Origin of the sequence: Kineobactrum salinum, assembly GCF_010669285.1 — a bacterium.
Classification (GTDB): domain Bacteria; phylum Pseudomonadota; class Gammaproteobacteria; order Pseudomonadales; family Halieaceae; genus Kineobactrum; species Kineobactrum salinum.
Map to the genome: position 1 here is coordinate 4,604,997 of NZ_CP048711.1, position 26,235 is coordinate 4,631,231.

Here is a 26,235-nt window from a genome sequence, read left to right on the forward strand (position 1 = left end):
TGGTTATACCCTCATGTCACATGTTCGGGTAGTTGGGCCCCCCGAAACCTTCCGGCGTAACCCAGACGATATTCTGGGCAGGATCCTTGATATCGCAGGTTTTGCAATGTACGCAGTTCTGCGCATTGATCTGGAAGCGCTGTCCCTGGGCATCTTCGACCACTTCATACACTCCAGCCGGACAATAGCGCTGCGCGGGTTCGTCAAAACGTGGCAGATTTTGTTTCAGAGGCACTTCCGGATCTATCAGGGTGAGGTGGCAGGGCTGGTCTTCCTCGTGGTTGGTGTTGGACAGGAATACCGATGACAAACGGTCGAAGGTGATCTTGTTGTCGGGTTTGGGGTAGCTGGGCTTCCTGCAGTCTGCTGCCGGCTTCAGGGTGGCATAGTCCGGCACGGTATCGTTCAATGTGAACGGCAATTTGCCGCGGAAGATGGTCTGGTCAATCCACACCATCGCTGACCCCAACAGGGTGCCGAACTTGTGCATGAAACCGCTGAAGTTACGGGAGCTGTAGAGCTCATCGTAGAGCCAGGACGCCTCTATCCTGTCGGCATAGCCGCTGAGCTCCGCCGGCGCCGAGTCTCCCTGAGCCAGTGCCTCGACGACTTCCTCTGCCGCCAGCATGCCACTTTTCATCGCCGTGTGATTGCCCTTGATCTTGACACTGTTCAGGGTGCCGGCATCGCAGCCGATCAGCAGTCCGCCAGGAAAGTGCATCTTCGGCAGCGAGTTCAGACCACCCTTGGCGATCGCCCGGGCGCCGTAGCTGATCCGGGAGCCGCCCTCCAACACCTTGAGTGTCTCCGGGTGGAGCTTCCAGCGCTGAAACTCCTGGAACGGATTCAAGTGGGGATTGCTGTAGTTGAGATCCGTAATCAAGCCTACGTAGACCTGATTGTTGTCAGCATGGTAGAGGAAGGCGCCGCCGCTGGCGTTGCTTTCCTGCAGTGGCCAGCCCATGCCGTGGACGACCAGACCCTGCTGGTGCTGCTCCGCCGGGATTTCCCAGATTTCCTTGATGCCGAGGCCGTAATGTTGCGGGTCCTTGCCTTCGTCCAGGGCAAACTTGCTGATCAGTTGCTTCCCCAGGTGGCCGCGGCAACCCTCCGCGAACAGCGTGTATTTGGCATGCAGTTCCATGCCGGGCGTATAGTTGCCCTTGTGCTCGCCGCTGGCACTGACACCCATGTCGCCGGTAGCAATGCCCTTGACCCTGCCATCGTCGTGATACAGCACTTCCGCCGCGGCAAAACCCGGGTAGACTTCCACGCCCAGGTTTTCAGCCTGTTCCGCCAGCCAGCGGCAGACGTTGCCCATGGAAACAATGTAGTTGCCGTCGTTGTGGGTGGGCTTGGGCAGCAGAAAATGAGGCAGTTTGATCGCATTTTTGCCGCTGGTATAGAAGAAGAACTGGTCCCCGGTAACGGCGGTTGTCAGCGGGGCGTCCATCCCGGCCCAATCGGGAAACAACTCGGTCAGTGCGCGCGGCTCGAACACGGCTCCCGACAGGATATGGGCGCCGACCTCGGAACCTTTTTCGACCACACAAACGCTGATTTCACGCTCCTGCTCGCGGGCCAGTTGCATGATACGGCAGGCCGCCGCCAGGCCCGCAGGGCCCGCGCCGACGATGACCACGTCGAATTCCATTGATTCACGTTCCAAGGTTTGCTCCTCTCACTGCAGCTGAACTACCGAAAACGGTCTTTCCGGATTAAAAATGCCTGTCAGTCTTTGCTGTCCCCCTGGTCGGCTATCAGGGTAGAGACATCGGCCGGGATGGAGTGTTCAAGACCGTATGTGACATGGACGTCGCATACGAGCCCCCATGGAAGGGTTCACGGCGTGTCTTGAACACTCCATCCCGGCCGATGTCTCGGCGGTCGAAGTGCCAGCCTTCCGTCCGACACCCCGGCACCTGTGGCCGGATATTCTACAAAATATAAGGTGTACAGCTTAGCCAAGTATATAATTTTTAAAGGTATATTACTATAAATGCCGTGAATGCCAGGTATGGCCCGATTGTCGGCTATAGTTAATTTCAGTGTCGCCCGGCGCTATTGACGCGCCACGGGTTTGGCGGCAACATACCGGGCCGATAAACTGCGGGGTGGCAGAAAACCGCACGCCAGCCGCCTGAAACCCACTCAATACACCATTGGAAATCCTATGAAGGTTCTTGTTGCCGTAAAGCGCGTGGTTGACTACAACGTCAAGGTTCGTGCCAAGGGCGATGGCAGTGATGTTGATCTGAACAACGTCAAAATGGCCATCAACCCATTCTGTGAAATTGCTGTGGAAGAGGCGGTGCGTCTCAAGGAAGCAGGCGTTGTAACCGAGATCATCGCAGTTTCCGTAGGCGAGAAGCCCTGCCAGGAGCAGATTCGCACGGCGCTGGCGCTGGGCGCAGACCGCGGTATCCACGTTGAAACCGAAGGCAAGGTAGAGCCGCTGGTAGTGGCGAAACTGCTCAAGGGCGTGGTTGAGAAAGAGCAGCCGCAGCTGGTTATTTTGGGCAAGCAGTCCATCGATGGTGACAACAACCAGACCGGGCAAATGTTGGGCGCACTGACTAACATGCCGCAGGGGACTTTTGCCTCTGAGGTGAAGGTGGAGGACGACAAACTCAAGGTGATTCGTGAGATCGACGGGGGCCTGCAGACTATCAGCCTGAGCATGCCCGCGATTGTCACTACCGACCTGCGTCTCAATGAACCCCGCTACGCCTCGTTGCCCAACATCATGAAAGCCAAGAAGAAGCAGCTGGATGTGTATACACCGGCGGACCTGGGCGTGGAGATCACCACTCACCTGGTCCAGCTACGGGTTGAGCCGCCGGCCGAGCGCAAGGCTGGCATCAAGGTTGAGGACGTCGCCCAGCTGGTCGACAAACTGAAGAACGAGGCGAAGGTAATCTCATGAGCACACTGGTAATCGCAGAGCACGACAACAGCAGCCTGAAGCCCGCCACACTGAACGCGGTTGCCGCTGCCCAGGCCATGGGCGCCGACATCGATATGCTGGTGGCCGGTGCAGATTGCGCGGCAGTTGCTGAGCAGGCCGCTGCCGTGCCGGGTATCGGCAAGGTGCTGGTGGCAGATAACGCCGCCTATGAGCACCAACTGGCAGAGAATATCAGCCTGTTGATCGCGGAACTCGCTGCAGCCTACGACAATATCGTGGCCGCTTCGACCAGCAACGGCAAAAACACCCTGCCGCGCGTTGCCGCATTGCTGGATGTCGCCCAGATTTCCGACATCGTCGCAGTGGAGTCCGCCGATACCTTCAAACGCCCTGTCTATGCCGGCAACGTCATCGCAACCGTGCAAACCAGCGATGCCAAGAAGGTCATCACGGTGCGCACCACGGCGTTTGACGCAGTTGCCGCCGAGGGTGGTTCCGCTACCATCGAGGCCGTCGATTCGGTCCATGATGCCGGTATTTCCAGCTTCATCGGCGAGGAGGTTGCAGTGTCTGACCGGCCGGAGCTGACTGCGGCCAGCATAGTGATTTCCGGCGGCCGTGGCATGCAGAACGGAGAGAACTTCAAGTTGCTGGAAGGCATCGCCGACAAGCTCGGGGCTGCCATTGGCGCCTCCCGTGCGGCCGTCGACGCGGGCTTCGTGCCCAATGACATGCAGGTGGGACAGACCGGCAAGATTGTCGCTCCGGATCTGTATATTGCGGTCGGCATCTCCGGCGCGATCCAGCATCTGGCGGGCATGAAGGACTCGAAGGTGATCGTCGCGATCAACAAGGACGAGGACGCGCCGATCTTTCAGGTCGCCGATTACGGGCTGGTGGCAGACCTGTTCACGGCCCTGCCCGAACTGGAAGCGGCGCTGTAATACGCCGCCGATTACCGGAGCGGCTGCGCCGTCTCCGGGTTCCAATCAAGCCGGCTTGCAGCCGGCTTTTTCATGAATGGCTCATGCCCCGTGCTGTTCCGCTTCAGGTGGCGCTGGCCCGGCGGCAGGGACACTAATCCCGCCGCAGTCGATCCGAAATAGCGATCGGGGTGGGGTAGTTCAATACCACGATATAGGATGAGGCCACCAGCGTCAGAATGGTGGTGGCCTGGATCAGCAGTGAGGCCTGCTCTGATATCACCGCATTGGCCAGCGCCACATAGGCGATCAGCAGGGAAAATTCGCTGCCCTGGCCGAGGCGAAAGCCAAGGTCCCAGGCCAGTTCCCGGGTTTCGCTGAAGCCGGACAGCAGGTAGCGGTAGACCAACGGTTTCAGTGTCAATACCAGCGCCGCCAGCACCAGTGTCGGTAACAGCACTGTTTCCAGCAGGGCCAGATCAAAGCGAGCGCCGACCGAGAAGAAAAAGAGAATCAGGAAGAAATCGCGCAGCGGCCGCAGACTGACAGCAATGTACTGGGAGATGGGACTGGTGGCGATGGCGATACCCGCAATAAACGCCCCGATTTCAGCCGAAAGTCCCAGCATGACAGCAGCTTCCGCCATCCCCAGTCACCAGCCGATCGCCACCAGGAAAATATACTCGTGAAAACGGTCAAAGCGCGTGATCAGCGGCAATAGCAGGTACCGCACAAGGAGCCAGGCGGCAACAGCCAGTACTGGCAGGCTCAGCAATGACAGAGCCAGTTTAAGCCCCACGTCCATCTCGGTGGCCGAGGCCGGGCCGGTCGCGCTCATCAGTACCATCAGCACGATAATGGCAAACAGGTCCTGCAGCAGCAACAGGCCGACCATCAATTCGCCGATATGGCGGTGGTGCAGGATGGTCGTGGGCAGCAGCTTGATGCCGATGATAGTGGAGGAAAACATCATCGTTGCGCCGATGACCAGCGCATCCTTGCTGCCAAAACCGAAACCCGCTGCCACAGCGAAGCCCACCAGCACAAACACGGCCGAGCTGATTACCGCGACGACAGTGGATTTACGCAGCGTGGTAGACAGTGCCCTGGGCTGCATGTCCAGTCCCAGCAGGAACAACAGGAAAATGATGCCGATATGGCCGATGTCGGACAGCAGCTTGAGGTCCTTGACCAGGCTCAAGCCGTAGGGGCCGATGCAGGCTCCCAGGGCAATATAAGCGATGATCAGCGGCTGCCGGGTGTACAGCGCGATCGAGGCAAAGATCGCGGCCCCGCTGAAAATCAGGAAAAATGAAAAAGTGACTGTACTGACATCCATTCTGCCAACGACCGCGCCTGCTTCCCAAGCTGCAGTGTAACCAACGCGGTCCCGTGCGGATACGGCTCATCGTCGTTGTGACCTGAGCCGCAGTGCGGACCAGGTTGCAGGCTCTCAGGCGCGGCGGCGAAACAACGGCAGCGGCTGGTCAATGGCGCCCTGGTAGTGCTCGGAGAACAGGTTGAGCTGGCGCAGGCCTTCCTCCAGTCGGGTCTGATCGCTGAACTGGAAGGCATCGAAGCCACAACGCTGCAGGTAGTGCATCTGGTCGGGCAGAAAGTTACCCACCGCCCGCAGTTCGCCACTATAGCCGCGCTCGCGCAGCTCCCGGCCGTAGGAGAAACCCCGGCCATCAGTAAATACCGGGAAATTGATCGCCACCAGGCTCAGGCGCGCCAGTAGCGGCAGCAGATCCGCCACTCCCTCTCCCGGCTCAAGCTGTACGGCCGGACCTGCCTCTTCTGCCAGCGCCAGACACTGGCTCAGTGTCGGCAGGTGCTCCGGCGGGGCGAGCTCAGCATCGGCAACGGGCGGCAGCCAGTCATCACGGGTGATGGCTCCATGCTTAATGAGTCCTGGCATATACCCGCTCCTTGAAGGGGTCGATACCGACCCGGTTGTAGGTTTGCAGGAAGGTTTCCTCTTCCCGACGCAGGTCAACATAGGTACCGAGAATCTTGTCAATCACTTCCGGCATGTCCTGCTGACTGAATGAGGGGCCGAGGATCTTGCCTATCGCGGCCTCCCGGGACTGACTGCCGCCAAGGCTGACCTGGTAGAATTCGGCGCCTTTCTTGTCGACACCGAGAATACCGATGTGGCCGATATGGTGATGCCCACAGGCGTTCATGCAGCCGCTGATGTTGAGTTCTATTGGCCCCAGGTCATACAGGTAGTCCAGATCCTCAAACCGCGCCTGGATGGCTTCGGCAACCGGGATGGATTTCGCATTGGCCAGCGAGCAGTAGTCGCCGCCGGGGCAGCAGATCACATCGGTAAGGTAGCCGATATTGGGCGTCGCCAGCCCAGCCGCCTGCAGGCGCTGCCACAGTGCGTAGAGATCTGTTTGGCGTACGTCGGCCAGCACCATGTTCTGCTGGTGCGTAGTGCGCAGCTCGCCGAAGGAAAACTGGTCGGCCAGGTTTGCCAGCAGTTCCAACTGGGTATCGGTGACATCACCGGGCGCGAAGCCGGTCGCTTTCAGGGAGATGGTGACCGCCTGGTAGCCGGGTACCCGGTGGGCGGCCGTATTGCGGCGGACCCAGTTGCCAAATATGGGCTCGGCCTCGCAGCGGGTACGCAATTCGCGGGCGCTGGCTCCGCCGTCCACGGCAGCGTAGTCAGGGGCCGTGAAAAAGGACTGGGCCCGGGCAATCTCCTGCTCTGTAAGCGTGGAGGGGCCGTCGCGCAAGGATTCCCATTCACGCTCGACTGCAGCGCGGAACTGCTCGATACCCATGGCCTTTACCAGAATCTTGATCCGCGCCTTGAACTTGTTGTCGCGCCTGCCGTGCTGGTTGTAGACCCGCAGGATGGCTTCGAGATAGGTCAACAGGTGGCGCTTTTCAAGCCACTCGCACACCACCGAACCGATAACCGGGGTGCGTCCCAGGCCGCCGCCCGCCAGTACCCGGAAGCCGTGCTCTCCCTGATCATTGGCGAGAATCTCCAGGCCGATATCGTGGGCGTGTATCGCGGCGCGATCCTGTTCACTGGCGCAGACGGCAATCTTGAACTTGCGCGGTAGGAAGGCAAACTCGGGATGCAGCGTGGACCACTGGCGGATGATTTCGCACCACGGGCGGGGGTCTTCCCGTTCATCGGCAGCCACCCCGGCAAACTGGTCGGTGGTGGTATTGCGAATGCAGTTGCCGCTGGTCTGAATGGCATGCATCTGCACACTGGCCAGCTCAGCCAGAATGTCCGGAACCTCTTCCAGCTGGGGCCAGTTCAGCTGGATGTTCTGCCGGGTGCTGACATGCGCGTAGCCCTTGTCATAGTGACGGGTAATATGGGCCAGCTTGCGCAGTTGCCGGCTGTTGAGCAGTCCATAGGGCACTGCGATACGCAACATTGGGGCCAGCCGCTGCACATAGAGGCCATTTTGCAGACGCAGCGGCAGAAACTCGGCTTCATTGAGCTCTCCGGCAAGGTAGCGCCGGGTCTGCTGGCGGAACTGGGAAACCCGCTCATCGACGATGCGCTGGTCGTATTGATCATAGATGTACATCAAAGTGTCCTGTGTTCAGGAAGCCTGCTAATTTGGAGGCGCTACCTTACCAGAAATTCCCGGCCCCAATTATGCTGAATTTTCATAAGGTTAGAACCCGTGTTTCAGATATATGCGAACTGCAGCTAAAGGCTGCAAATCCAATGATCGAGATTGGACCGGCGGCATTTCCTGCTATAATTGCCCACCGAACTTTGCCGCCGGCACAGCCGGATTAGCTGCACACTTACATACCTGGAGCCTGACGATGTCAAATTCACTACAGAACGACGACGGCCGCGCGGACGCGATAGCGGCCACCGCAATCATCGCTATCGTTGTATTCGGCCTGTACCTGTGGCTCGCTGGCATGCCTGGCTGAGTTGGCGTCGCGCCGGTAGCCGAAGCCCCGGTTACGCTGACGCGAATCAGCCGCCCGTTCCTGACAGCACCAGTTGCACGATGCCGTAGACCACGGCGATGAACAGCAGGGTGAAGATCAGCCCTGCTGCTATGAAGACTCCGAACTTGCCCTGCTTGAAATCCCGTTCGCGGTTGCGGCTGCTCTGCACGCCCAGGCCTGCGGCAAATATGCTGCTGATCACATGCCAGGGCTTCAAAGACGATTTCTCTGCCTCCGGATCCTGATCTGCTTTCTGTTCCTGCTTGTCTTGCTGCTCATTCATGGCGAACCTCAATAATCCAGAACCGGTGCCAGCCAGCGCTCTATCTCATCCAGCCGCATGTCCTTGCGGGCGGCGACGCTGGCGACCTGGTCACGGCTGATCTTGCCGACCGCAAAATAACGCGCCTCGGGGTGGGAGAAGTAAAAACCGCTGACGGCGGAGGCGGGCGTCATTGCAAAATTGTCCGACAGCGTGACGCCGCAGGTGGCGGGCGCCTGCAGCAGTTCAAACAACGTCGCCTTCTCGGTGTGGTCGGGACAGGCCGGGTAGCCTGGCGCGGGCCGGATACCGCGATAGCGTTCCCGCACCAGTTCCTCGTTGCTGAGTTGCTCGTCCGGCGCATAGCCCCACAGTTCGGTGCGTACCCAGCGGTGCAGATACTCCGCAAAGGACTCGGCCAGACGGTCCGCCAGAGCCTTGACCATGATGCTGTTGTAGTCGTCATGATCCGCCAGGAATGAGTTCGACAGAGCGTCCACGCCGTGGCCCGTGGTGACGCAAAAGGCGCCGATGTAGTCGGGTGCAGCTGCGTCCGGGGGCGCGATGTAGTCAGCCAGGCACAGGTTGGGCTCGCCGTTGGGCTTGTCCATCTGCTGGCGCAGGTGGTGCAGGGTGGCGATCACCCGGTCGCGATTTTCATCCGCAAACAGGTCGATGTCATCGCTGCCATTGCGTGCCGCTGGCCAGAAGCCGATTGTCGCGCTGGCCGTGATCAGCCGCTCGCTGACCATGCGCTGCAGCAGCGCCTGGGCATCGGCAAACAGTTCCCTGGCCTGGGGGCCGACTACGGCGTCGTCAAATATCTTTGGATACTTGCCGGCCATTTCCCAGGAGATGAAGAACGGGGTCCAGTCGATGGTGTCGACCAGTTTCTCCAGCGGGAAATCCTCAAACACGCGGGTGCCGATGAAGGTCGGGCGCGGTGGGGTGTAGTGCTGCCAGTCGAATTGGGGAGCGCGAGCCACCGCTTCAGCGTACTTCAATTGGCGTGTCCGCGGTTTGCGGGCGGCGACCCGTTCGCGCACTCCTGTGTACTCCTCCCGCCGTTCGGCGACAAATTTGGGCTTGCCCAGGCCCATCAGTTGGGTTGCCACCGACACGCTGCGGGAAGCATCCGGCACATAGACCACCAGGTCGTTGCTGTAGCGCGGCTCTATCTTGACCGCGGTGTGAGCCTTGGAGGTGGTCGCGCCCCCGATCATCAGCGGCAGCTGGAAATCCTGCCGCTGCATCTCGCTGGCTACGTGCACCATTTCATCCAGCGACGGGGTGATCAGGCCGCTGAGGCCGATAATGTCCACTTTTTCCTCCCGCGCCACGCGTAGGATTTCGTCGCAGTGCACCATGACACCCAGATCGATGACCTCAAAGTTGTTGCACTGCAGTACCACGCCGACAATATTCTTGCCGATGTCGTGTACATCCCCTTTGACCGTGGCCATCAGGATTTTGCCGTTGGTCTGGGTGCTGTCGGTTTTTTCCGCCTCGATATAGGGCTGCAGATAGGCCACGGCCTGCTTCATCACGCGCGCGCTCTTGACCACCTGGGGCAGGAACATCTTGCCCTCGCCGAACAGGTCGCCGACCACGTTCATGCCGTCCATCAACGGCCCTTCGATGACCTCTATCGGGTGCGGGAGCTGCTGTCTGGCTTCCTCGGCATCTTCTACTATCCAGTTGTTGATGCCCTTGACCAGCGCATACTCCAGGCGCCGGGATACCGGGTTGTCGCGCCAGCTGAGATCCTCCGTGCGCTCGACGCCGGTGCCGCTGTCCCGGTAGCGCTCCGCCAGCTCCAGCAAACGCTCGGTACCCGCATCGTTGCGGTTGAGAATCACATCCTCCACGGCCTCGCGCAGCTCTGCGGGCAATTCGTCGTAAACCGCCAGCTGACCGGCATTGACGATTCCCATATCCATGCCGGCGCGGATGGCGTGATACAGGAACACGGAGTGGATGGCTTCGCGTACCACATTGTTGCCGCGGAAGGAAAAGGACACATTGGAGACGCCGCCCGAGACCAGCGCGCCAGGCAGGAAATCCTTGATATAGCGGGTGGCCTCAATGAACTCCACCGCGTAGTTGTTGTGTTCGTCTATTCCGGTCGCCACCGCAAAGATATTGGGATCGAAGATGATGTCGTTGGGGTTGAAGCCGACCTTGTCCACCAGCAGCTCCCAGGTGCGGCGGCAGATGTCCTTGCGCCGCTGCAGGTTGTCCGCCTGGCCCTGCTCGTCAAAGGCCATCACCACGACGGCAGCACCGTAGCGCTTGCACAGCGTGGCCTGCTGGATGAACTCCTCTTCGCCTGACTTGAGGCTGATGGAATTCACCACCGGCTTGCCCTGGATGCACCTGAGTCCGGCCTCGATGACATTCCAGCGGGAGGAATCCACCATGATCGGGACCCGCGAGATATCCGGTTCCGATGCAACCAGATTGAGGAAGGTCACCATCGCCTGTTCGGCGTCCAGCATGCCCTCATCCATGTTGATATCGATGATCTGGGCGCCGTCCTCCACCTGGGCGCGGGCCACGTCCAGGGCGGCCTCGTAGTCACCGTCCAGAACCAGTCGCTTGAAGCGGGCAGAACCGGTGACGTTGCAGCGTTCGCCGACGTTCACAAACAAGCTGTCGGGATGGATGTTGAACGGTTCCAGTCCACTCAGGCGACAGGCGGGTTCTCGCTCGGGCAGGGCCGGGGCGGCACGTCCTGCACCGCCCGCGCAATGGCCTCGATGTGATGTGGCGTGGTACCGCAGCAGCCGCCTGCCAGGTTGAGCAAGCCGCGCTTGGCGAAACCGCGAAAATCCTCGAACATGTCCTCGGGCGATTCATCGTATTCGCCGAAGGCATTGGGCAGGCCGGCGTTGAGATGAGCGCTGAAATAGCACTCGGCTACGGCGGCCAGCTCCTCCAGGAAGGGACGTATCTCCTTGAAACGACGGCCGCAGTTACTGCCGACAATCAGCGGTTTGGCGTGGGCTATGGCGTTCCAGAAGGCCTCCGGACTCTGGCCCGACAAGACCCGGCCACTGATATCCGGAAAGGTCACCGATATCATCAGTGGCAGCTCGGTATCGAGTTCCTCGAACACCGATTGCACCGCAAAAATCGCGGCCTTGGCGTTGAGGGTATCGAAGATGGTCTCGATCATCAGCAGGTCGACGCCGCCCTCGATCAGGGCCCGGGTGGCGGCGGCATAATCACGTTGCAGCTCGGCGAAGTGGATATTGCGGGCGCCGGGATCGTTGACGTCGGGTGATATGGAGGCAGTACGGGGCGTCGGGCCCAGAATGCCGGCGACGTAGCGCGGCCTGGCTGGATCGCGGGCGCTGATCTCATCGGCTGCCTGACGCGCGATCCGTGCGCCGGCCAGGTTGAGTTCCGGCGCCAACGCAGACAGTTGGTAATCACCCTGGGCCACCGCCGTGCTGTTGAAGGTATTGGTGCCGATAATGTCGGCGCCGGCTTCCAGGTAGCGGCGATGAATGCGGGCGATGACGTCGGGCCGGGTCAGCGACAGCAGGTCATTGTTGCCCTTGAGATCGCCGGCATGGTCCGCAAAGCGCTCGCCGCGGTAATCGGCATCCTGCAGCTCCTCGGCCTGGATCATGGTTCCCATGGCGCCGTCCAGAACCAGGATGCGCTGCTTGAGAGCTTCCTCCAGAGATTGCCGTGTCTGCTGCGTCTTCGGTTGCTGCATGTTGATTCCTGTACGTTGTCAGCCGCCCGCCAGTCAAGACGGCCGCGGTACCCGGCCCGGATCCCGGGAAGGGGAAAAGCGCGGCATTCTAACAGATTCCGGGCCACTTGGAGGAACCTTGCGCTACCGTGAAATCAGCCCTCGCGCAGCACCGTTGAAGTTTGTTAGAATACTTGAGTAATTTAGTAGGAATGGAAGGACAACATGGTCACCATCACCGAATCGGCACAGGCTTATCTCGCCGAACTTCTGGAGAAACAGGAAGACGCTCTGGGCGTCAGGGTATTTATCAATCAGCCGGGCACACCACGGGCGGAAACCTGCATTGCCTACTGTCGCGAAGGCGATATTCAGGACGATGATCAGGAGCACAAATACGAGGCATTCACTGCCTGGTTCGACGGCCGCAGCCTGCCGTTCCTGGAAGATGCCCTGGTCGACTACGCCAAGGACAGGATGGGCGGCCAGCTCACCATCAAGGCGCCCAATGCCAAGCTGCCTCGGGTAGGTGAAGACAGCCCGCTGGAGGACCGGATCAATTATGTGCTGTACAACGAGGTCAACCCGGCCCTGGCCGCCCACGGAGGCGAGGTCAGTCTGGTTGAAATCACCGATGACAAGGTGGCGATCCTGAAGTTTGGCGGCGGCTGCCAGGGCTGTGGCATGGTCGACCAGACCCTGAAGGGCGGAGTGGAGAAGACCCTGCTTGAACAGTTGCCGCAACTGACCGGTGTCCGGGACACGACCGACCACAGCGACCGCAGCAACGCCTACATCTGATCCCGGCTGCCACGATCGGCGCCGCCGGCTCCAGCGAGCCGCGGCGCATCAGGGCTGCGCGAGCCGCTCCGGCAACACCTCCCGCAATCGGTCACGCAAGTCCCGCAGACACTGTGCGGTGGTGTCCCAGCCGATACAGCCATCGGTCACCGATACGCCGTACTCGAGATCCGCCAGGTTAGCGGGAATGGGCTGATTGCCCGGGTTGATGTGACTTTCTATCATCAGACCGACGATCGAACGGTTGCCCTTCAGAATCTGGTTGGCGACGTCCTCGACTACCAGCGGCTGCAGCTCCGGTTGCTTGTTGGAGTTGGCGTGGCTGCAGTCAACCATGATGTTTTGCGGTATCCCGGCACTCGCCAGCGCCTCCTCGCAGAGCTTGACGTGGACCGAGTCATAGTTGGGCCCGGTACTGCCACCGCGCAGGACGATATGACCGTAGCGATTGCCGCGGGTCGTGAACACCGATACCTGCCCCTGGCGATTGATCCCCAGAAAGCGATGCGGCTTGGCCACGGAATTGAGCGCATTGGTGGCGACGGTGAGACCTCCATCGGTGCCATTCTTGAATCCGACCGGTGATGACAGGCCACTGGCCATTTCGCGGTGGGTCTGGGATTCCGTGGTACGCGCGCCAATCGCGGACCAGGTGATGAGATCCTGCAGGTATTGCGGGGAAATGGGGTCCAGCGCCTCGGTGGCGGTCGGCAGGCCCAGCTCCAGTATGTCCAGCAGCAGGCGACGGCCAATATGCAGACCTTCTTCGATCTTGAAGGAGTCGTCCAGGTAGGGGTCGTTGATCAGGCCCTTCCAGCCCACCGTGGTGCGGGGTTTTTCAAAGTAGACCCGCATCACCAGGCACAAGGTGTCCCCCACCTCATCCGCCAGTGTCTTGAGGCGGCGGGCGTAGTCCAGCGCGGCGGTTACATCGTGGATGGAACAGGGCCCGACCACCACAAAAATCCGGTGATCCCTGCGATCCAGAATATCCCAGATCGCCTGCCGGCTGTCAGTCAGCAGTTCCCGCGCAGCCTCGGTCAGCGGCAGTGCCTGTTTCAGCTCCTCGGGCGTGACCAAAACCCCCTGCGAGGCCACATTGACGTTGTGTACTTCCATATTGCTCATTGATCGTTACCTGACTAGAGTGTCCACTGCCGGCGCCACCGTACCTGGCAGGGCGCAATAGTTTATAGCAGCGTCACGGCTTTGGGTAGGAATGGCCCGCCGCGACCATCCCCGGGGGAGAGTTTGCCCAGCCTTTACGACAGCAGCACACTGCAGCGCTTTATCGCCGCCGGTTACATCCTGCTGACCCCCAATCAGCGGCTGGCGCGCCGCTTGCGGGTCGAATGTGGCGAGGCTGGCAACGGGCAAGAGCAGCTGCAGGACGCGGATCTGTTGCCGATTCACGCTCTGGAGACCTGGCTGCAGGAGCGTTGGCAAAAGGCAGTGCAGCAGGGTCTGCTGGACTCTCAGACCCTGTTGTCCAGCGGCCAGGCGGAGGAGCTGTGGCGGCAGGTGATCGCCGCCGACCAGTCCCGACAGGGCGGCTACGACCTGCTGCAGCCCGGTGCCGCGGCGAAACTCGCAGCGCGCGCCAGGGACACGTTACTGCGCTGGGATATCAAGTTGCAGGATCCGGCCGTGCACCAGTTGTTCCAGTTTGACGAGGACTGTGCCACCTTCCTGCGCTGGTGCGAGGCCTTCACGGTGCGCTTGCAGCGGCAACGGCTGGCGACCGCCGCCGACGCATTGCAGCAACTGGCGGGCCTCGAGCATGAGTCCGCCACCGGCCCCAGGCTCGCGCTGCTGGAGTTCGATACGCTGCCGCCGCTGTATCGACGCTGTCTGCGGACGCAGGCGGCCAGCCTGGAACATATGGACGCCGAATCGGTGGTGGCGGAATGCCGCCTGCTGCGTTGCGAGGATGCGCGGGCGGAGCTGGCGGCCGTGGCGCGCTGGGCGGCGGAGCTGGCCCGGGAGCGTCCCACTGCGAGCATCGGGATTGTGCTGGCGGATACCGGGAGGGAGCGTGCCGCACTGGATTATCTGCTGCGACGCGAGTTCGATTGCCTGGGCAAGCGCTATCACAGCCTGCCGGTGAATTTTTCCGCCGGTACTCCGCTGGCGCAGGTGCCTTTGGTGCGCGATGCGCTGCAGGTACTGGCGCTGGAATCCGACGGTATCGCAGTGGCGGCTCTGGGTCCGCTACTGCAGTCCCGATTCCTGGTATTGCCGGACCGCGACAGCGCCGCCCAGTTGCAGTTGCTTGCGCACTGCCACGACCTGCTCAGGGAGACTCTCAGCCTGCAGCAGTTGCTGGCGGAGATCGAGGAGGGCAGACCACAGTGGCGTGAGTTAGGACTGGTACAGATCCTGCGGCAGCTGAGGGCATTGGGCACCGGCGGAGGCCGCCGGCTGCCTTCGGCCTGGGCGGAGCTGCTGCAGCGCCGGCTCGAAGGTTGGCAGTGGCCGGGCAGGGGCTGGACTCACTGGAATTCCAGCAATTGGAACAGTGGCGGGAGTTGCTGCAGTACTACGCCAGCTTCGACCTGCTGGTAGCACCGCTCACTTATCGGGAGGCGCTGCAGCTGCTGCGCCGCTGCGCTGCTGAAAAGCTGTTTCAGCCGCAAACGGAAGACAGCAACATTCAGGTCCTGGGCCCGTTGGAAGCCAGCGGGCTGCGTTTTGATGCGCTCTGGCTGTGCGGCATGCAGGCCAGCCAGTGGCCGGCACCGGCGCGGCCGCAGCCGTTTATCCCGCTGAGCCTGCAGCGGCGCCACGAAATGCCTCACGCCGGTGCCGAGCGGGAATGGGCCTTTGCCGACACTCTGCTGCGTCACTACCAGCGCGCCACTCCCCTGTTGCTGGCCAGTTACAGCGCCCAGCGCGACGGCGTACCGGAATTGCCCAGTCCGCTGCTGGCGCAATTTCGCACCGTCGCCACCAGTGGGCCGCCTGTCCTCGATCCTGTCTGGGCGGCGCGTACCGCCCACGGGCAGCTGCAGCTGCTTGACGACCGGCTGGCGCCGCCGCTGCACGATACTGAAAGGGCGACCCTGGGTGGCGGCAGTGGTTTGCTGGAAGACCAGTCCCACTGTCCGTTTCGCGCGTTCGCCCGCCACCGCCTGCAGCTGCGGCCGCTGCCGCAGCCGGAGCCCGGCCTGTCTGCGGCCGAACGGGGTACTGTGTTGCATGCCGCCCTGTACCAGTTGTGGGCCAGCTGCGCGATCAGCAAACCCTGCTGGGACAGGACCCGGCAGGGCTGGAAGCGATAATTACCGGGGCCGCGAGGGCGGCGATGGACACAGTGCCGGTCCGCCGCCGGCAGGCGCTGGGCAGTGCGCTGTGCCAGCTGGAAGCACAGCGCCTGATCCGGCTGCTGCAGGAGTGGTTGGCCCTGGAACGGGAACGGCTTCCGTTCAGGGTGGTAGCACGGGAGGCGCCGGCGAGTGTGCAACTCGCAGGCCTGGAGCTGGCTTTGAGGGTGGATCGCATCGACGAGCTTGAAGATGGCTCCAGCGTGATTATCGACTATAAATCCGGCGCTGCGGCGATCGCTGACTGGCTGGGTCCGCGTCCCGCCAAGCCCCAGCTGCCACTGTACGGGCTGGCGGCACACAGCCCGCCGGCGGGCTTGGCCTTCGCCGCGGTCCGGGAGCGGGCCTGTCAATTGTCCGGTCTGGCGCGCACTGAGGTGGGCCCGGGCATCGATACCGATATCGAGACCCGGACCCGGCGGCGGATGCCCAGCCCGGACTGGGCAGCGCTTCTGAGCGCGTGGCAGCACGTTGTAGAGGCGCTGGCGGCGGCATTTGTCAATGGCGAGGCGGCAGTGGACCCGCTTACTGCCAATAGTTGCAGCCACTGCGGCTTGCAGGCCCTGTGCCGGATCGAGCAGCGCCGGGCAGAATCCTGCAATGAGGCCGGCGCATGAGTGTCAATGATGCGCCACAACGAGAGCGGGCGTTGGATCCTGCCCGCAGCTTCTGTGTCAGTGCGCCGGCCGGATCAGGCAAGACAGAACTGCTGATCCAGCGCTATCTCGCACTGTTGCCGCGAGTGGAGCGCCCCGAGCAGGTGCTGGCGATCACCTTCACCCGCAAGGCCGCAGCCGAAATGCGCGAACGAGTGCTGGCCGCGCTGCAGGCTGCGGCTGCGGCCGAGCCGGTGACCGGGCCCCACCAGCAGCGCACCCGCGACCTCGCGCTGGCCGCACTGGCCTGGGAGCGCCGGCAACAATGGCAGCTGCTGCGGGATATTGCCCGCTTCAACATCCGCACGATAGACGGCTTCTGCAATACGCTCACCCGGCAGATGCCGATCCTGGGACGCTTCGGTGGCCAGGCCGCCGCGGTGGATGACGCCGGGGAGCTGTATCTGGAAGCGGTCGCGGGACTGTTCGCACAGCTCGATGACAACCGGCCGGTGGCCGCCGACCTGCGGGCGTTGTTGCTGCATTTCGACAATGACTGGAAGCGTCTGCAGGGTTTGCTGGTGGCGATGCTGGCGCGGCGGGAGCAGTGGCAGGACTACATCGGTCTGCGCCACGAACCGGGCTACGCCGAGCAGCTGCTGACGGCGACGGTGGAAACCATGGTAGGCGACGCGCTGGCGGCGCTGCGCACGGCGCTGGCTCCGTGGGCAGAAGAGCTGCTGGCGCTGCAGGCTTTCGCCGCCGCCCAGCTCGGCCGGGAAAGCCCCTCCGCGCTGCCCGGCGCCGATCCCGCAGAGCTGCCCCGCTGGCGGGAGCTGCGGCAGTTGCTGCTGAAACAGGACGGGCAATGGCGGCAAAAGGTCGACGTGCGGCAGGGTTTTCCCGCCGGACGCGGTCCGCAACAGGACTGGAAGGCGCGGATGCAGGCACTGCTGGCGGAACTGGCGGGGCAGGAGTCGCTGCGGGAGGCACTGCTGGACCTGGAGGTGTTGCCGGCCCCGGCCTCCGGCGATCAGGGTTGGCGCCTGCTGCTGCACCTGTTTCATGTACTGCCGGTACTGGCGGCCCAGTTGCTGTTGGTCTTCCAGCGCCGGGGCGAAGTCGACCATACCCAGATTGCACTCCATGCGCTGCAGGCACTGGGCGAGGACGATGCCCCCACCGACCTGGCTCTGCGCCTGGACTATCGTATCGAGCACCTGCTGGTGGATGAGTTCCAGGATACCGCGATCAACCAGTTCCGGCTGTTGCAGCGCCTGACCCGCGGTTGGGGCGATCACAACCAGCTCAATCCGCGCCAGCCCCGCAGTTTCCTGATCGTCGGCGACGGCATGCAATCGATCTATGGTTTTCGCGATGCCAATGTCAGCCTGTTCCTGCGCGCCCGCGAGGAGGGCTTCAACGGGGTCCTGCCCGAACATCTGGAGCTCAACTGTAATTTCCGCTCACAGGCGGGCATCGTCGCCTGGGTCAACCGGCACTTCCGGCAGGCATTTCCCGCCCGCGACAACAGTGTGCGCGGCGAAATCGCGTTCGCGCCAGCGGTGGCCACCCGGGACGCGAGCGCCGACGCGGCCGTGGCGGTGGATGTGTTCACCGGCGCGAACAGCCGGCACCGGGAAGCGGCATTCATAGGCGACGAGGTTGCCACTGCGCTTGCCCAGCGCCAGACCGGCAGCATTGCCATTCTGGCCCGCAGCCGCGGCCAGCTACAGCCCATTCTGGCTGCGCTGCGCAGCCGGGGCGTCAACTACAATGCCCAGGACATCGACGCTCTCGCGACAACTGCGGTGGTGGCCGATCTGTTTTCCCTGTGCCGGGCGCTGGCCAATCCCGCCGACCGGATTGCCTGGCTGGCGGTACTGCGCGCGCCCTGGTGTGGCCTGTTGCTGGCCGACCTGTTGCGGGTGGCGCGTTGGGGCACGGCCGGGCAGGGTGGCAGCGTGGCCGCGGCATTGCAGCATCCCGGTTTGCTGGCCGCACTGAGCGAGGATGGCCGGCTGCGCGCTGGACATGTCGCGACGGCTCTGCAGCAGGCGCAGCGCAACCGCGATCGGCTCGCGCTGCGGGTCTGGGTGGAACAACTGTGGCTGCAATTGGGCGGGCCGGATTGCGCCGTGGACGAGACCGGACTGCACAATGCGGAGCAGTTCCTGCAGTTGCTGGAACAGGCTGACAGCGAAGGCCGGGGCCTGGATATCCCATGGCTGCGCCGGCGTCTGGCTTCCCTATATGCTCACTCGGGCGATCCCGCGGCCCGGGTGCAGGTGATGACCCTGCACCGGGCAAAGGGGCTGGAGTTCGATTTGGTGATCCTGCCGGCGCTGGCTGCGGCCACCCGGCCCGACGAGCGCCCGGTACTGTTGTGGGACGATTACACCGACGCCCGTGGCGAGCGCCGTTTTCTGTTGGCGACCGACGACCACAGTCAACCCGGCACCCCGGGGCTCTACAACACGCTGCAGCGGGTGCGCAAGCGCAAGAGCCGGGCAGAAAACGCACGCTTGCTGTACGTGGGAGCCACCAGGGCGGTACAGCGACTGCAGCTTACCGCCTGTCTGGCGCAGGATACGGCCAGCGGGGAACTGCGGCCGCCCTCGGCCAACGCGTTGCTGCATCCCCTGTGGCAACCATTGGCGGCCCAGGCGGTAGTGCATGCGGGCGAGGAGCCGCAGGCAGGCCAGGACAGCCCGGCGCAGAATCCGGCGCTGCTGTTGCGGCTGGCCAGCTTGCCCAAGTAGCAACCCTGGTTGCGCCTTGGCTGGTCATCCGCCGAGGACAGCTGAGAGGAACTGGGCGGAGCGCGGTCCCTGGTACTCCTTCAAGATTATATTGAAGGAGTACCAGCCCGGGTCAGCGACGCCTGGCCAGATACACGGTGAACTTCCGGTTGCGGGCCAATTCCCGGATCTGGGAAAAATGGGGCTGCAGCGCAGGCCGGTAGTCCAGGTGCCGGTTGGCCACCAGGCAGAGTTCGCCCGCGGGTGCCAGCGCGGTGGCGGCCTGGGCCAGCAGCCGGCGACCGGCATAATCATCGACCGTATGTTGCAGGTGAAAGGGCGGGTTACAGAGAATCAGCTGGGCTGCGGGGCCCTTCCAGTCCCGCAGACCATCGCCGTGATGGAACACCGCGCTGGCGACCATTTCCGGTGCCAACCGTTCAAGGTTTACCCGCGCCGATGCCAGCGCCATCGCTGATTCATCACAGAACAGCAGCTCCCGGGCCAGCCCGCGTTGCAGCGCAGCCAGTCCCAGCACGCCATTGCCACAGGCGAGGTCCGCCAGCCGCTGGACCGGACGCAACTGCTCCAGTTGCTCCAGCAACAGGCGGCTGCCACTATCCAGCCTGGCGCGGCTGAAGACGCCGGGCAGGGAGGCGAGGTTCGCTCCCAGCGGCTCACAGCGGTACTGAGTCCAGGCTTCAATCGGGGCCGCGACGCGATCATCCCGGCGCGCGCTGAAACAGTGGGCCTTGTGGCGTCCCGGCAGGCAATCGGTGGGACCTATATAGCACTCGATTGTGACCCGGGTGTCCGCCGGCAAGTGTTTGTCCATGCCCGCTGCCAGCAGCCGGGCACCGTCGGGCATCAGCGGAGCCAGCCGGCTGAGCTGATATTCCAGCAGAGCCTTGTGTTTGGGTACCCGCAGCACCACCAGCGGCAGCGGCGCGGTCGGCAGATCCACGCTCCAGATTATCGCGGGCGGAGGGCTGGCGTTGCGCTGCCGGTTGGCCTCCAGTGCCAGCGCAGCCAGGGCCGAATCAGTCCACAGCGCCGTGGCCGCCAGCGGCAGGCTCAGGGCACCGTGTTCATCATTGACGGTGAGGACGAAGGCGGTGCCCAGGCCAGACTCCGCCACCGTCTCCAGCAACAGGGTGTCGGCACCACACCAGGCCCGCAGCATTTCCTTGCGCCGGGCGGGATAGCGAATCAGATTAAAGCGGCCAAAGGGCGTCTCATAATCGGATTCGACGCCGGTGGCCGAAGCGGGATCACTGGCCTCCGACATAGAGGGTCAGACGTTGTCCTGGCTGCAGGTAGGCGCGCGGGTTGAGCGCATTCCACGAGATGATGTCCTCGATGCTGACCTTGAACTGGTTGGCGATGCGGTACAGGGAATCGCCGCGGCGGACCCGGTAAGCCTGTGGCTCCACGGCGCCAGCCAGCGCGAGGGTGCGGCCCGGACTGCCGCCGCGCGGGATCATCAGGTCGGCGCCAGCGCGAATCAGGCTGCCCCGCAGTTTGTTGGCCTGTTGCAACGCACCGACCTCGACTCCGAATTTGCGCGCAATGTGGCCCAGGGTATCACCGGCGCGTACCCGGTAGCGTTGCCACTGAACCAGTTCATCCGGGTCCAGTGAGGCCAGCCGGCGCCGCAGCGTGCTCGCCCGCTCCGGCGGCACCAGCAACTCGGACACCTCTGGGGCAGTGGCCCAGCGCAGATGACCGGGATTCAACGCCTGCAACCGGGCCAGCTCCATGCCGGCCAGCTCGGCCGCCCGGGCAAGCTCGACCTGACCGGTAGTGGTTACCGCCACGAATGCCGGGGCGTTGGCCAGTGGCGGCAACGCCAGGTCCCAGGCTTCGGGGTCGGCCACCAGATTGCTGAGTGCGATCAGACGCGGTACATAGGCTCTGGTTTCCGGAGGTAGCGGCAGCGACCAGAAGTCGGTGCGCCTGCCCGCAGCCTCGTTCCTGGCAATGGCCCGGGTGACACGGCCGATACCGCCATTGTAGGCGGCGATTGCGAGCATCCAGTCGCCCTCCAGGGTGTCGTGCAGACTCTGCAGATAGTCCAGCGCCGCAGCGGTGGATTCACGAATATCACGGCGCCCGTCGTACCACCAGTCACTGCTGATTCCCAGGTGTTTGCCAGTGGCCGGCATGATCTGCCACAGCCCGAGGGCGTGCTGGGGTGAGCGGGCGTAGGGGTTGAGTGTGCTTTCCACCAGCGGCAGCAGAGCGAGCTCCAACGGCATCTGCCGTTGCTCCACCTCCTGGACGATATGGTACAGATACAACGCGCCGCGCTCGCCGATGACATCGAGGTAGGCCGGCTGAGCCAGATACTGGGCCAGCGCTTCCTCCACCATGCCATCATCCGGCGCCTCCCAGGACAGACCAGCCCGGATTCTGGACCACAGATCTTCGTGGTCTTCGGGGCGAAGAGCACTGGGTTCAGTGGGGCTGTCACGGCGGCTGCTACGCGCCACGATGGGTTTGCGGGGCAGGGTGGCCTTTGCTGCAATCGGTTCGGGAGCGGCTTGCCTGCTTTCCCCGGTACTCGGCAGTTGCTGACATCCGGAGATTGCGATAAAACTAGAAATTAAAGTAATTAATGCACGTAACAAATTGAATTTATTTGATTTTATCAAAACATGCGCATCCCGGGTTGGGGCGGTGAAGAAGTCCGGCGCCGGTCCCGGCCCAGCCGGTTTTGCTGAAGCTGCAGGATCATACTCTGCGCGAACTGCTGCAGCCCGCACAGTTCGCCAGCCGTCTGAATGCGGTGACGAAGTCGGCCTGTGGCCTCGTTGACTGCGGATGCAGGCTCCATGGATAACGTTCCAAACCGTTAAAAATACAGTAACATGGTCGTTTGCCCAGACAGCGCCCAAATGCCGGGCTCCCAGGAAACGATGAGCGAGTGTAGCGACATTTTGACGCAACTGGAATCCTGGTACCAGCGCGACCGGGCAGGAATCTGTATGCCAGTATCCGGGAAACACTGGAGCCGGTGCTGGAGACGGCCTTTGGTTACCATCTGCTGCAGCTGGGCTACACCCGGCAGCAACCGTTGTTCCAGAACAGTCGCATACGCCATCAATTGTATGTCGCGCCCCAGCGGGGTGAGCTGATCAACCTGGTGGCGGAACATGCCGAACTGCCGCTGGAGAGTGACAGTATCGATGTACTGATAGGCCACCACTGTCTGGAATTCGGCGACAACCCCCACCAGGTACTGCGCGAAATGCACCGGGTGCTGACACCTCAGGGCCAGTTGCTGTTGGTCGGCTTCAACCCCTACAGCCTGTTGGGTGCGGTCCAGCGCCTGCGTGCAGTGGCCGGCAATCCGCTGTGGCGTGCACTGCGGCCGGTGAGTCGCAACCGCTTGTTGGACTGGCTGCACCTGCTCGACTGCGAAGAGCAGGACAGCCGTTTTCTGGCGCCGTTGCCGGTTGTCGGCGAAGGACGGCTGGGGCACTATGCCCGTCGCCTGAATGCCTGGAGCGAGGCTCATGGCCTGCCTTTTGGCAGCGTCTATACGCTGCGGGCGATCAAACAGGTATCCGGCAAGGTGCGGCCGTTGCGACCAGAGCCGCGCAGCGCGCGCCTGATGGGCCTGGTGGTCCCCAAACCGGCAATAACACCGCGTAACAGGAACAGATCAGAATGAAAACAGTTGCAATTTATACTGACGGCGCATGCCGCGGCAATCCGGGGCCTGGGGGCTGGGGAGCCCTGCTGCGCTTCGGAGACCGCGAGCGGGAACTGTTCGGGGGCGAGCCAATGACCACCAACAACCGGATGGAGCTGCGCGCCGCGATCGAGGCCCTGAGGGCCCTGAAAGAACCCTGCGAGGTGATGTTGACCACCGATTCCGTATATGTTCGCGATGGCATTACCCAGTGGCTGCAGAACTGGAAGGCCAAGGGTTGGAAAACAGCCGCCCGCAAGCCAGTCAAGAACGAAGACCTTTGGCGGGCCCTGGATGAGCAGAATCAACGCCATCAGATCAGTTGGCACTGGGTAAAGGGTCACAGTGGCCATCCCGAGAATGATCTTGCGGACCGTCTGGCCAACCGCGGGATAGATGAACTCAGCGGCCGGCCCCGCCTCGGCGCTGCCGCGCAACCATCGGAGACTTGATGAGACAGATCGTACTGGATACCGAAACCACTGGTCTGGAGGTCAGCCAGGGGCACCGCATCATCGAAATAGGCTGCGTGGAACTGGTCAACCGGCGCCTGACCGGCAACCATTTCCATTGCTATATCAACCCTGAGCGCGACATTGACCAGGGTGCGATCGAAGTCCACGGCATCACGGCGGAGTATTTGGCCGACAAGCCCCTGTTCCACCAGATTGCCGATGATTTTCTGGCCTTTGTCAGTGGCGCTGAGCTGGTGATCCACAATGCCCCTTTTGATCTCGGCTTCCTGGATGCAGAATTGCGGCGCTGGCAGGAGACACACGCCGGGCTGGGATCGCTGTGCCAGATTGCCGACACGCTGGTAATGGCAAGGCGCAAGCACCCGGGGCAGCGCAACAATCTGGATGCCCTGTGCCAGCGCTACATGGTGGACAATTCCCAGCGCGACCTGCACGGTGCGTTGCTGGATGCCGAGATTCTGGCCGACGTCTACCTGGCCATGACCGGCGGCCAGACCGCCTTCCAACTGGCGGACAACGGTCCCACGGAGGAGGGGCGCGAGGGGCGTTCCGAGGGCATTCGCCGGTTGCCGGCGCAACGGGCGCCGCTGCCTGTTATCCCTGCCAGTGCAGCCGAGCTGGCGGCCCACGAGGCCCAGCTCGACGCCATCGCCCGCAGCAGTGGCGGCACGGTACTGTGGCGCGAGCGGGTGGAGGCATGAGCTTCCGCCCTCACAACAGCCCGCCCGTATCCAGCGAGGGCGCCCTGCACCTGGTGTTCCGGCGGGACCAGCTGGTAACCGATCTGCGAGCCACCCAGCTGCTGCTGCCCCGGGAACAGATGCAGCGCGCCGGTTGGCAGGTGCTGCGCGAGCAGTTTCTGGGCTACTGGCAGGAACGGCCCTGCTTCGCGGTGGAGATTGACGAAACCGCGGAGCTGGATCCGATGCGATTCCAGCAGGGCAACCTGTACCAGCTGCTCGGGCGAGGCGATGAGTCGCTGTTTGCGCTGGCCGGGCGGGCCTCCCAGCTGCTGGCCTGGGAGCGCGATCACCAGTACTGTGGTCGCTGTGGCGAGGGCATGGTGCTGGATCGGCAGGAGCGGGCCATGCGCTGCCTGCCCTGCCACACGGTAAACTACCCACGGATCAATCCCTGCATCATCGTGCTGGTAACCCGGGGCGAGCAGATGTTGCTCGCCCGCCACGCCAACTTCCGCGGCAACATGTACAGCACGCTGGCCGGCTTCATCGAGGCGGGCGAGAGCGCGGAGGAAACGCTGCGGCGGGAAGTGCGGGAGGAGGTCGGTATCGAGGTCGGCCGGCTGCGCTATTTCGGATCGCAATCCTGGCCATTTCCCAGCCAGCTGATGTTGGGCTTTTTTGCTGACTACGCTGGCGGCGACATTGTCTGCGAACCTGCGGAGATCGCTGACGCCGGCTGGTTCCACTACCGCGAGCTGCCCCGGACTCCAACGCCCGCTTCCATCGCCGGCCAGCTCATCCGCCACTACATACAAGAATTGACACAGGAGTAAGACTGTTGGAATACCTGTACGAATATGGGTTGTTTCTGGCCCAGGCAATCACTTTGGTCGCCGCTATCCTGTTGGTGATCAGCGGTATTGTCGCGATCAGCCAGCGCCATAAAATGGACCAGCACGGCCATATCGAGATTCGCAAGCTGAATGAGAAATACCGTCATACCAGCGACGTCATTCGCCATACGGTCAATGCTCCCGATGCATACAAGGCTGCAATGAAGGCCCGGCGCAAGGCGGAAAAAGCCGAGCAGAAGGCGGCCAGGAAGCGCGCCAAATCCGGCAAGGAACAACCGGAGACCGAGCGCAAACGTCTCTACGTGCTGGATTTTGACGGCGATATCAAGGCCAGCGCTACCGAGCATCTGCGGGAGGAGATCTCTGCGGTACTGCCGGAAATACGCCCCGGCGACGAAATCTTGCTGCGCCTGGAAAGCCCGGGCGGGCTGGTGCACAGCTATGGCCTGGCCTCCAGCCAGTTGCGGCGGATCACCGATGCGGAAGTGCCCCTGACTGTCGCGGTGGACAAGGTCGCGGCTAGTGGCGGCTACATGATGGCCTGTGTCGGGCAGAGAATCATCAGTGCTCCCTTCGCGGTGATTGGCTCCATTGGCGTCCTGGCCCAGATTCCCAATTTCCACCGCCTGCTGCAAAAACACGATATTGACTTCGAACTGCTCACCGCTGGTGAATACAAGCGCACTCTGACGCTGTTCGGAGAAAATACCGACAAGGGACGCGAAAAATTTGTCGAGGACCTGGAGACCACCCACACGCTGTTCAAGACCTTTATTGGTGAAAACCGCCCGGCCCTCGATGTGGAGAAGGTGGCCACCGGTGAAATCTGGTACGGCCGCGATGCACTGGAGGTCGGCCTGGTCGACGAGCTGCAAACCAGCGATGCCTTTGTCCAGCAGCAACTCAAGGACAAGGATGTGTTCGAGGTGCGTTTTGTGCAGAAAAAACACTGGCAGGAGAAACTGGGACTGGCCGCGGAGAGCGCTATCGAACGCGCAGTGCTGAAGTTGTGGCAACACAACCGCGGCCCGCATGCCTAGCCCCGGATCACTGTCTGCCGGCTGGCTTCCCATCGTCTTCACAGACACCACGCTGGATGATGGCGCGGTTGACCAGAGCCTCCTGATCCCCGGCTTGATCGGCCAGTACAGCCGCCGCAACGTCGCGGCCGGTATCTGCGCAGGGGTCGGGTTCCGGCGCCTGGGTCAGCCAGGCCAGCGCTGCGATCAGTACCAGCACCGCAATGAATGACACCAGGCTCAATTGCCATGGATTGTGCATGATCGTCCCAAATCAGCTTAGTTCCCGCGGATA

21 protein-coding genes and 2 pseudogenes are annotated in these 26,235 nt (G+C 62.5%); 13 read left to right on the forward strand and 10 right to left on the reverse strand.

Annotated elements, in window-relative coordinates; genetic code table 11:
• Positions 1-16: 16 nt before the first annotated feature.
• Positions 17-1,669, reverse strand: coding sequence for an electron transfer flavoprotein-ubiquinone oxidoreductase (locus G3T16_RS20580; RefSeq protein ID WP_163496853.1), 1,653 nt, complete (start codon positions 1,667-1,669; stop codon positions 17-19).
• 504 nt (positions 1,670-2,173) lie between these two features.
• Between G3T16_RS20580 and G3T16_RS20585 the strand changes: the two genes are divergently transcribed.
• Positions 2,174-2,926, forward strand: a complete 753-nt coding sequence (locus tag G3T16_RS20585; protein WP_163496854.1) for an electron transfer flavoprotein subunit beta/FixA family protein — start codon at positions 2,174-2,176, stop codon at positions 2,924-2,926.
• Positions 2,923-3,852 carry an electron transfer flavoprotein subunit alpha/FixB family protein gene (locus tag G3T16_RS20590; RefSeq protein ID WP_163496855.1) on the forward strand — a complete coding sequence of 310 codons (930 nt, stop codon included), beginning with the start codon at positions 2,923-2,925 and terminating at the stop codon, positions 3,850-3,852. Before G3T16_RS20585 ends, G3T16_RS20590 begins: the two co-directional genes overlap by 4 nt.
• A gap of 133 nt (positions 3,853-3,985) precedes the next feature.
• Here the strand turns inward: G3T16_RS20590 and G3T16_RS20595 are convergent.
• From G3T16_RS20595 to G3T16_RS20605, 3 genes and pseudogenes are all read right to left on the reverse strand, one after another.
• Positions 3,986-5,170, reverse strand: a pseudogene (locus G3T16_RS20595) (cation:proton antiporter domain-containing protein).
• Positions 5,171-5,284: 114 nt separating this feature from the next.
• Positions 5,285-5,752: a DUF934 domain-containing protein gene (locus G3T16_RS20600; protein ID WP_163496856.1), complete on the reverse strand. Its 468-nt coding sequence runs from the start codon at positions 5,750-5,752 to the stop codon at positions 5,285-5,287.
• Positions 5,736-7,400: a nitrite/sulfite reductase gene (locus G3T16_RS20605; RefSeq protein WP_163496857.1), complete on the reverse strand. Its 1,665-nt coding sequence runs from the start codon at positions 7,398-7,400 to the stop codon at positions 5,736-5,738. The genes G3T16_RS20600 and G3T16_RS20605 overlap by 17 nt, the downstream gene beginning before the upstream one ends.
• 247 nt (positions 7,401-7,647) lie before the next feature.
• On the opposite strand from G3T16_RS20605, the gene G3T16_RS21415 reads away from it, so the two are divergent.
• Positions 7,648-7,761 (forward strand): methionine synthase, encoded by a 114-nt coding sequence (locus tag G3T16_RS21415; RefSeq protein ID WP_232059192.1) that lies wholly within the window; start codon positions 7,648-7,650, stop codon positions 7,759-7,761.
• Positions 7,762-7,807: 46 nt separating this feature from the next.
• On the opposite strand, the gene G3T16_RS20610 is transcribed toward G3T16_RS21415, so the two are convergent.
• Positions 7,808-8,065, reverse strand: coding sequence for a DUF2970 domain-containing protein (locus G3T16_RS20610; protein WP_163496858.1), 258 nt, complete (start codon positions 8,063-8,065; stop codon positions 7,808-7,810).
• 8 nt (positions 8,066-8,073) lie between these two features.
• A pseudogene (metH, locus tag G3T16_RS20615) lies at positions 8,074-11,771 on the reverse strand (methionine synthase).
• A 204-nt stretch (positions 11,772-11,975) separates the two neighbouring features.
• Here metH and nfuA point away from each other — a divergent pair.
• Positions 11,976-12,551, forward strand: coding sequence for a Fe-S biogenesis protein NfuA (gene nfuA / locus G3T16_RS20620; protein ID WP_163496859.1), 576 nt, complete (start codon positions 11,976-11,978; stop codon positions 12,549-12,551).
• Between the two features lie 48 nt (positions 12,552-12,599).
• On the opposite strand, the gene G3T16_RS20625 is transcribed toward nfuA, so the two are convergent.
• Complete coding sequence (locus tag G3T16_RS20625) at positions 12,600-13,679, reverse strand: 3-deoxy-7-phosphoheptulonate synthase (RefSeq protein WP_163496860.1); 1,080 nt, start codon at positions 13,677-13,679, stop codon at positions 12,600-12,602.
• Between the two features lie 123 nt (positions 13,680-13,802).
• Between G3T16_RS20625 and G3T16_RS20630 the strand changes: the two genes are divergently transcribed.
• Genes G3T16_RS20630 through G3T16_RS20645 form a run of 4 tightly spaced genes read left to right on the forward strand, consistent with a single transcriptional unit; the run spans position 13,803 to position 19,232 of the window.
• Positions 13,803-15,116 (forward strand): hypothetical protein, encoded by a 1,314-nt coding sequence (locus G3T16_RS20630; RefSeq protein WP_163496861.1) that lies wholly within the window; start codon positions 13,803-13,805, stop codon positions 15,114-15,116.
• Complete coding sequence (locus tag G3T16_RS22665) at positions 15,062-15,832, forward strand: PD-(D/E)XK nuclease family protein (protein WP_163496862.1); 771 nt, start codon at positions 15,062-15,064, stop codon at positions 15,830-15,832. The genes G3T16_RS20630 and G3T16_RS22665 overlap by 55 nt, the downstream gene beginning before the upstream one ends.
• 23 nt (positions 15,833-15,855) lie before the next feature.
• On the forward strand, positions 15,856-16,491 hold the full coding sequence (locus tag G3T16_RS22670; RefSeq protein ID WP_163496863.1) for a PD-(D/E)XK nuclease family protein: 636 nt from the start codon (positions 15,856-15,858) through the stop codon (positions 16,489-16,491).
• Positions 16,488-19,232, forward strand: a complete 2,745-nt coding sequence (locus tag G3T16_RS20645) for a UvrD-helicase domain-containing protein (RefSeq protein ID WP_163496864.1) — start codon at positions 16,488-16,490, stop codon at positions 19,230-19,232. The genes G3T16_RS22670 and G3T16_RS20645 overlap by 4 nt, the downstream gene beginning before the upstream one ends.
• Positions 19,233-19,344: 112 nt before the next feature.
• On the opposite strand, the gene G3T16_RS20650 is transcribed toward G3T16_RS20645, so the two are convergent.
• Both G3T16_RS20650 and G3T16_RS20655 read right to left on the reverse strand, forming a co-directional pair.
• Positions 19,345-20,499, reverse strand: coding sequence for a methyltransferase (locus tag G3T16_RS20650; RefSeq protein WP_163496865.1), 1,155 nt, complete (start codon positions 20,497-20,499; stop codon positions 19,345-19,347).
• Entirely contained in the window at positions 20,483-21,703 is a 1,221-nt protein-coding gene (locus G3T16_RS20655; RefSeq protein WP_232059193.1) for a LysM peptidoglycan-binding domain-containing protein, read from the reverse strand. The genes G3T16_RS20650 and G3T16_RS20655 overlap by 17 nt, the downstream gene beginning before the upstream one ends.
• A 524-nt stretch (positions 21,704-22,227) precedes the next feature.
• Between G3T16_RS20655 and G3T16_RS20660 the strand changes: the two genes are divergently transcribed.
• The 5 genes from G3T16_RS20660 to sohB are packed head-to-tail and all read left to right on the forward strand — an operon-like array spanning position 22,228 to position 25,961.
• Entirely contained in the window at positions 22,228-22,887 is a 660-nt protein-coding gene (locus G3T16_RS20660; protein WP_163496866.1) for a class I SAM-dependent methyltransferase, read from the forward strand.
• Entirely contained in the window at positions 22,884-23,360 is a 477-nt protein-coding gene (gene rnhA, locus G3T16_RS20665) for a ribonuclease HI (RefSeq protein WP_163496867.1), read from the forward strand. Before G3T16_RS20660 ends, rnhA begins: the two co-directional genes overlap by 4 nt.
• The gene (dnaQ, locus tag G3T16_RS20670; protein ID WP_163496868.1) at positions 23,360-24,085 is read left to right on the forward strand and encodes a DNA polymerase III subunit epsilon; all 726 of its coding nucleotides are present in this window, start codon (positions 23,360-23,362) and stop codon (positions 24,083-24,085) included. Before rnhA ends, dnaQ begins: the two co-directional genes overlap by 1 nt.
• Positions 24,082-24,900, forward strand: coding sequence for an NAD(+) diphosphatase (nudC, locus tag G3T16_RS20675; protein ID WP_163496869.1), 819 nt, complete (start codon positions 24,082-24,084; stop codon positions 24,898-24,900). The genes dnaQ and nudC overlap by 4 nt, the downstream gene beginning before the upstream one ends.
• Positions 24,901-24,905: 5 nt before the next feature.
• Positions 24,906-25,961, forward strand: coding sequence for a protease SohB (gene sohB / locus G3T16_RS20680; protein ID WP_163496870.1), 1,056 nt, complete (start codon positions 24,906-24,908; stop codon positions 25,959-25,961).
• Between the two features lie 7 nt (positions 25,962-25,968).
• On the opposite strand, the gene G3T16_RS20685 is transcribed toward sohB, so the two are convergent.
• Entirely contained in the window at positions 25,969-26,202 is a 234-nt protein-coding gene (locus G3T16_RS20685; protein ID WP_163496871.1) for a hypothetical protein, read from the reverse strand.
• Positions 26,203-26,235 lie beyond the last annotated feature (33 nt).

Coding starts and splice junctions, on each gene's coding strand:
- G3T16_RS22670 (WP_163496863.1), top strand. CDS start 15,856: ATGGACACAGTGCCGGTCCGCCGCCGGCAGGCGCTGGGCAGTGCGCTG.
- G3T16_RS20650 (WP_163496865.1), bottom strand. CDS start 20,499: ATGTCGGAGGCCAGTGATCCCGCTTCGGCCACCGGCGTCGAATCCGAT.
- rnhA (WP_163496867.1), top strand. CDS start 22,884: ATGAAAACAGTTGCAATTTATACTGACGGCGCATGCCGCGGCAATCCG.
- G3T16_RS20605 (WP_163496857.1), bottom strand. CDS start 7,400: ATGTACATCTATGATCAATACGACCAGCGCATCGTCGATGAGCGGGTT.
- G3T16_RS20625 (WP_163496860.1), bottom strand. CDS start 13,679: ATGAGCAATATGGAAGTACACAACGTCAATGTGGCCTCGCAGGGGGTT.
- G3T16_RS21415 (WP_232059192.1), top strand. CDS start 7,648: ATGTCAAATTCACTACAGAACGACGACGGCCGCGCGGACGCGATAGCG.
- G3T16_RS20585 (WP_163496854.1), top strand. CDS start 2,174: ATGAAGGTTCTTGTTGCCGTAAAGCGCGTGGTTGACTACAACGTCAAG.
- nfuA (WP_163496859.1), top strand. CDS start 11,976: ATGGTCACCATCACCGAATCGGCACAGGCTTATCTCGCCGAACTTCTG.
- G3T16_RS20685 (WP_163496871.1), bottom strand. CDS start 26,202: ATGCACAATCCATGGCAATTGAGCCTGGTGTCATTCATTGCGGTGCTG.
- G3T16_RS20600 (WP_163496856.1), bottom strand. CDS start 5,752: ATGCCAGGACTCATTAAGCATGGAGCCATCACCCGTGATGACTGGCTG.
- G3T16_RS20645 (WP_163496864.1), top strand. CDS start 16,488: ATGAGTGTCAATGATGCGCCACAACGAGAGCGGGCGTTGGATCCTGCC.
- nudC (WP_163496869.1), top strand. CDS start 24,082: ATGAGCTTCCGCCCTCACAACAGCCCGCCCGTATCCAGCGAGGGCGCC.
- dnaQ (WP_163496868.1), top strand. CDS start 23,360: ATGAGACAGATCGTACTGGATACCGAAACCACTGGTCTGGAGGTCAGC.
- G3T16_RS20610 (WP_163496858.1), bottom strand. CDS start 8,065: ATGAATGAGCAGCAAGACAAGCAGGAACAGAAAGCAGATCAGGATCCG.
- G3T16_RS20590 (WP_163496855.1), top strand. CDS start 2,923: ATGAGCACACTGGTAATCGCAGAGCACGACAACAGCAGCCTGAAGCCC.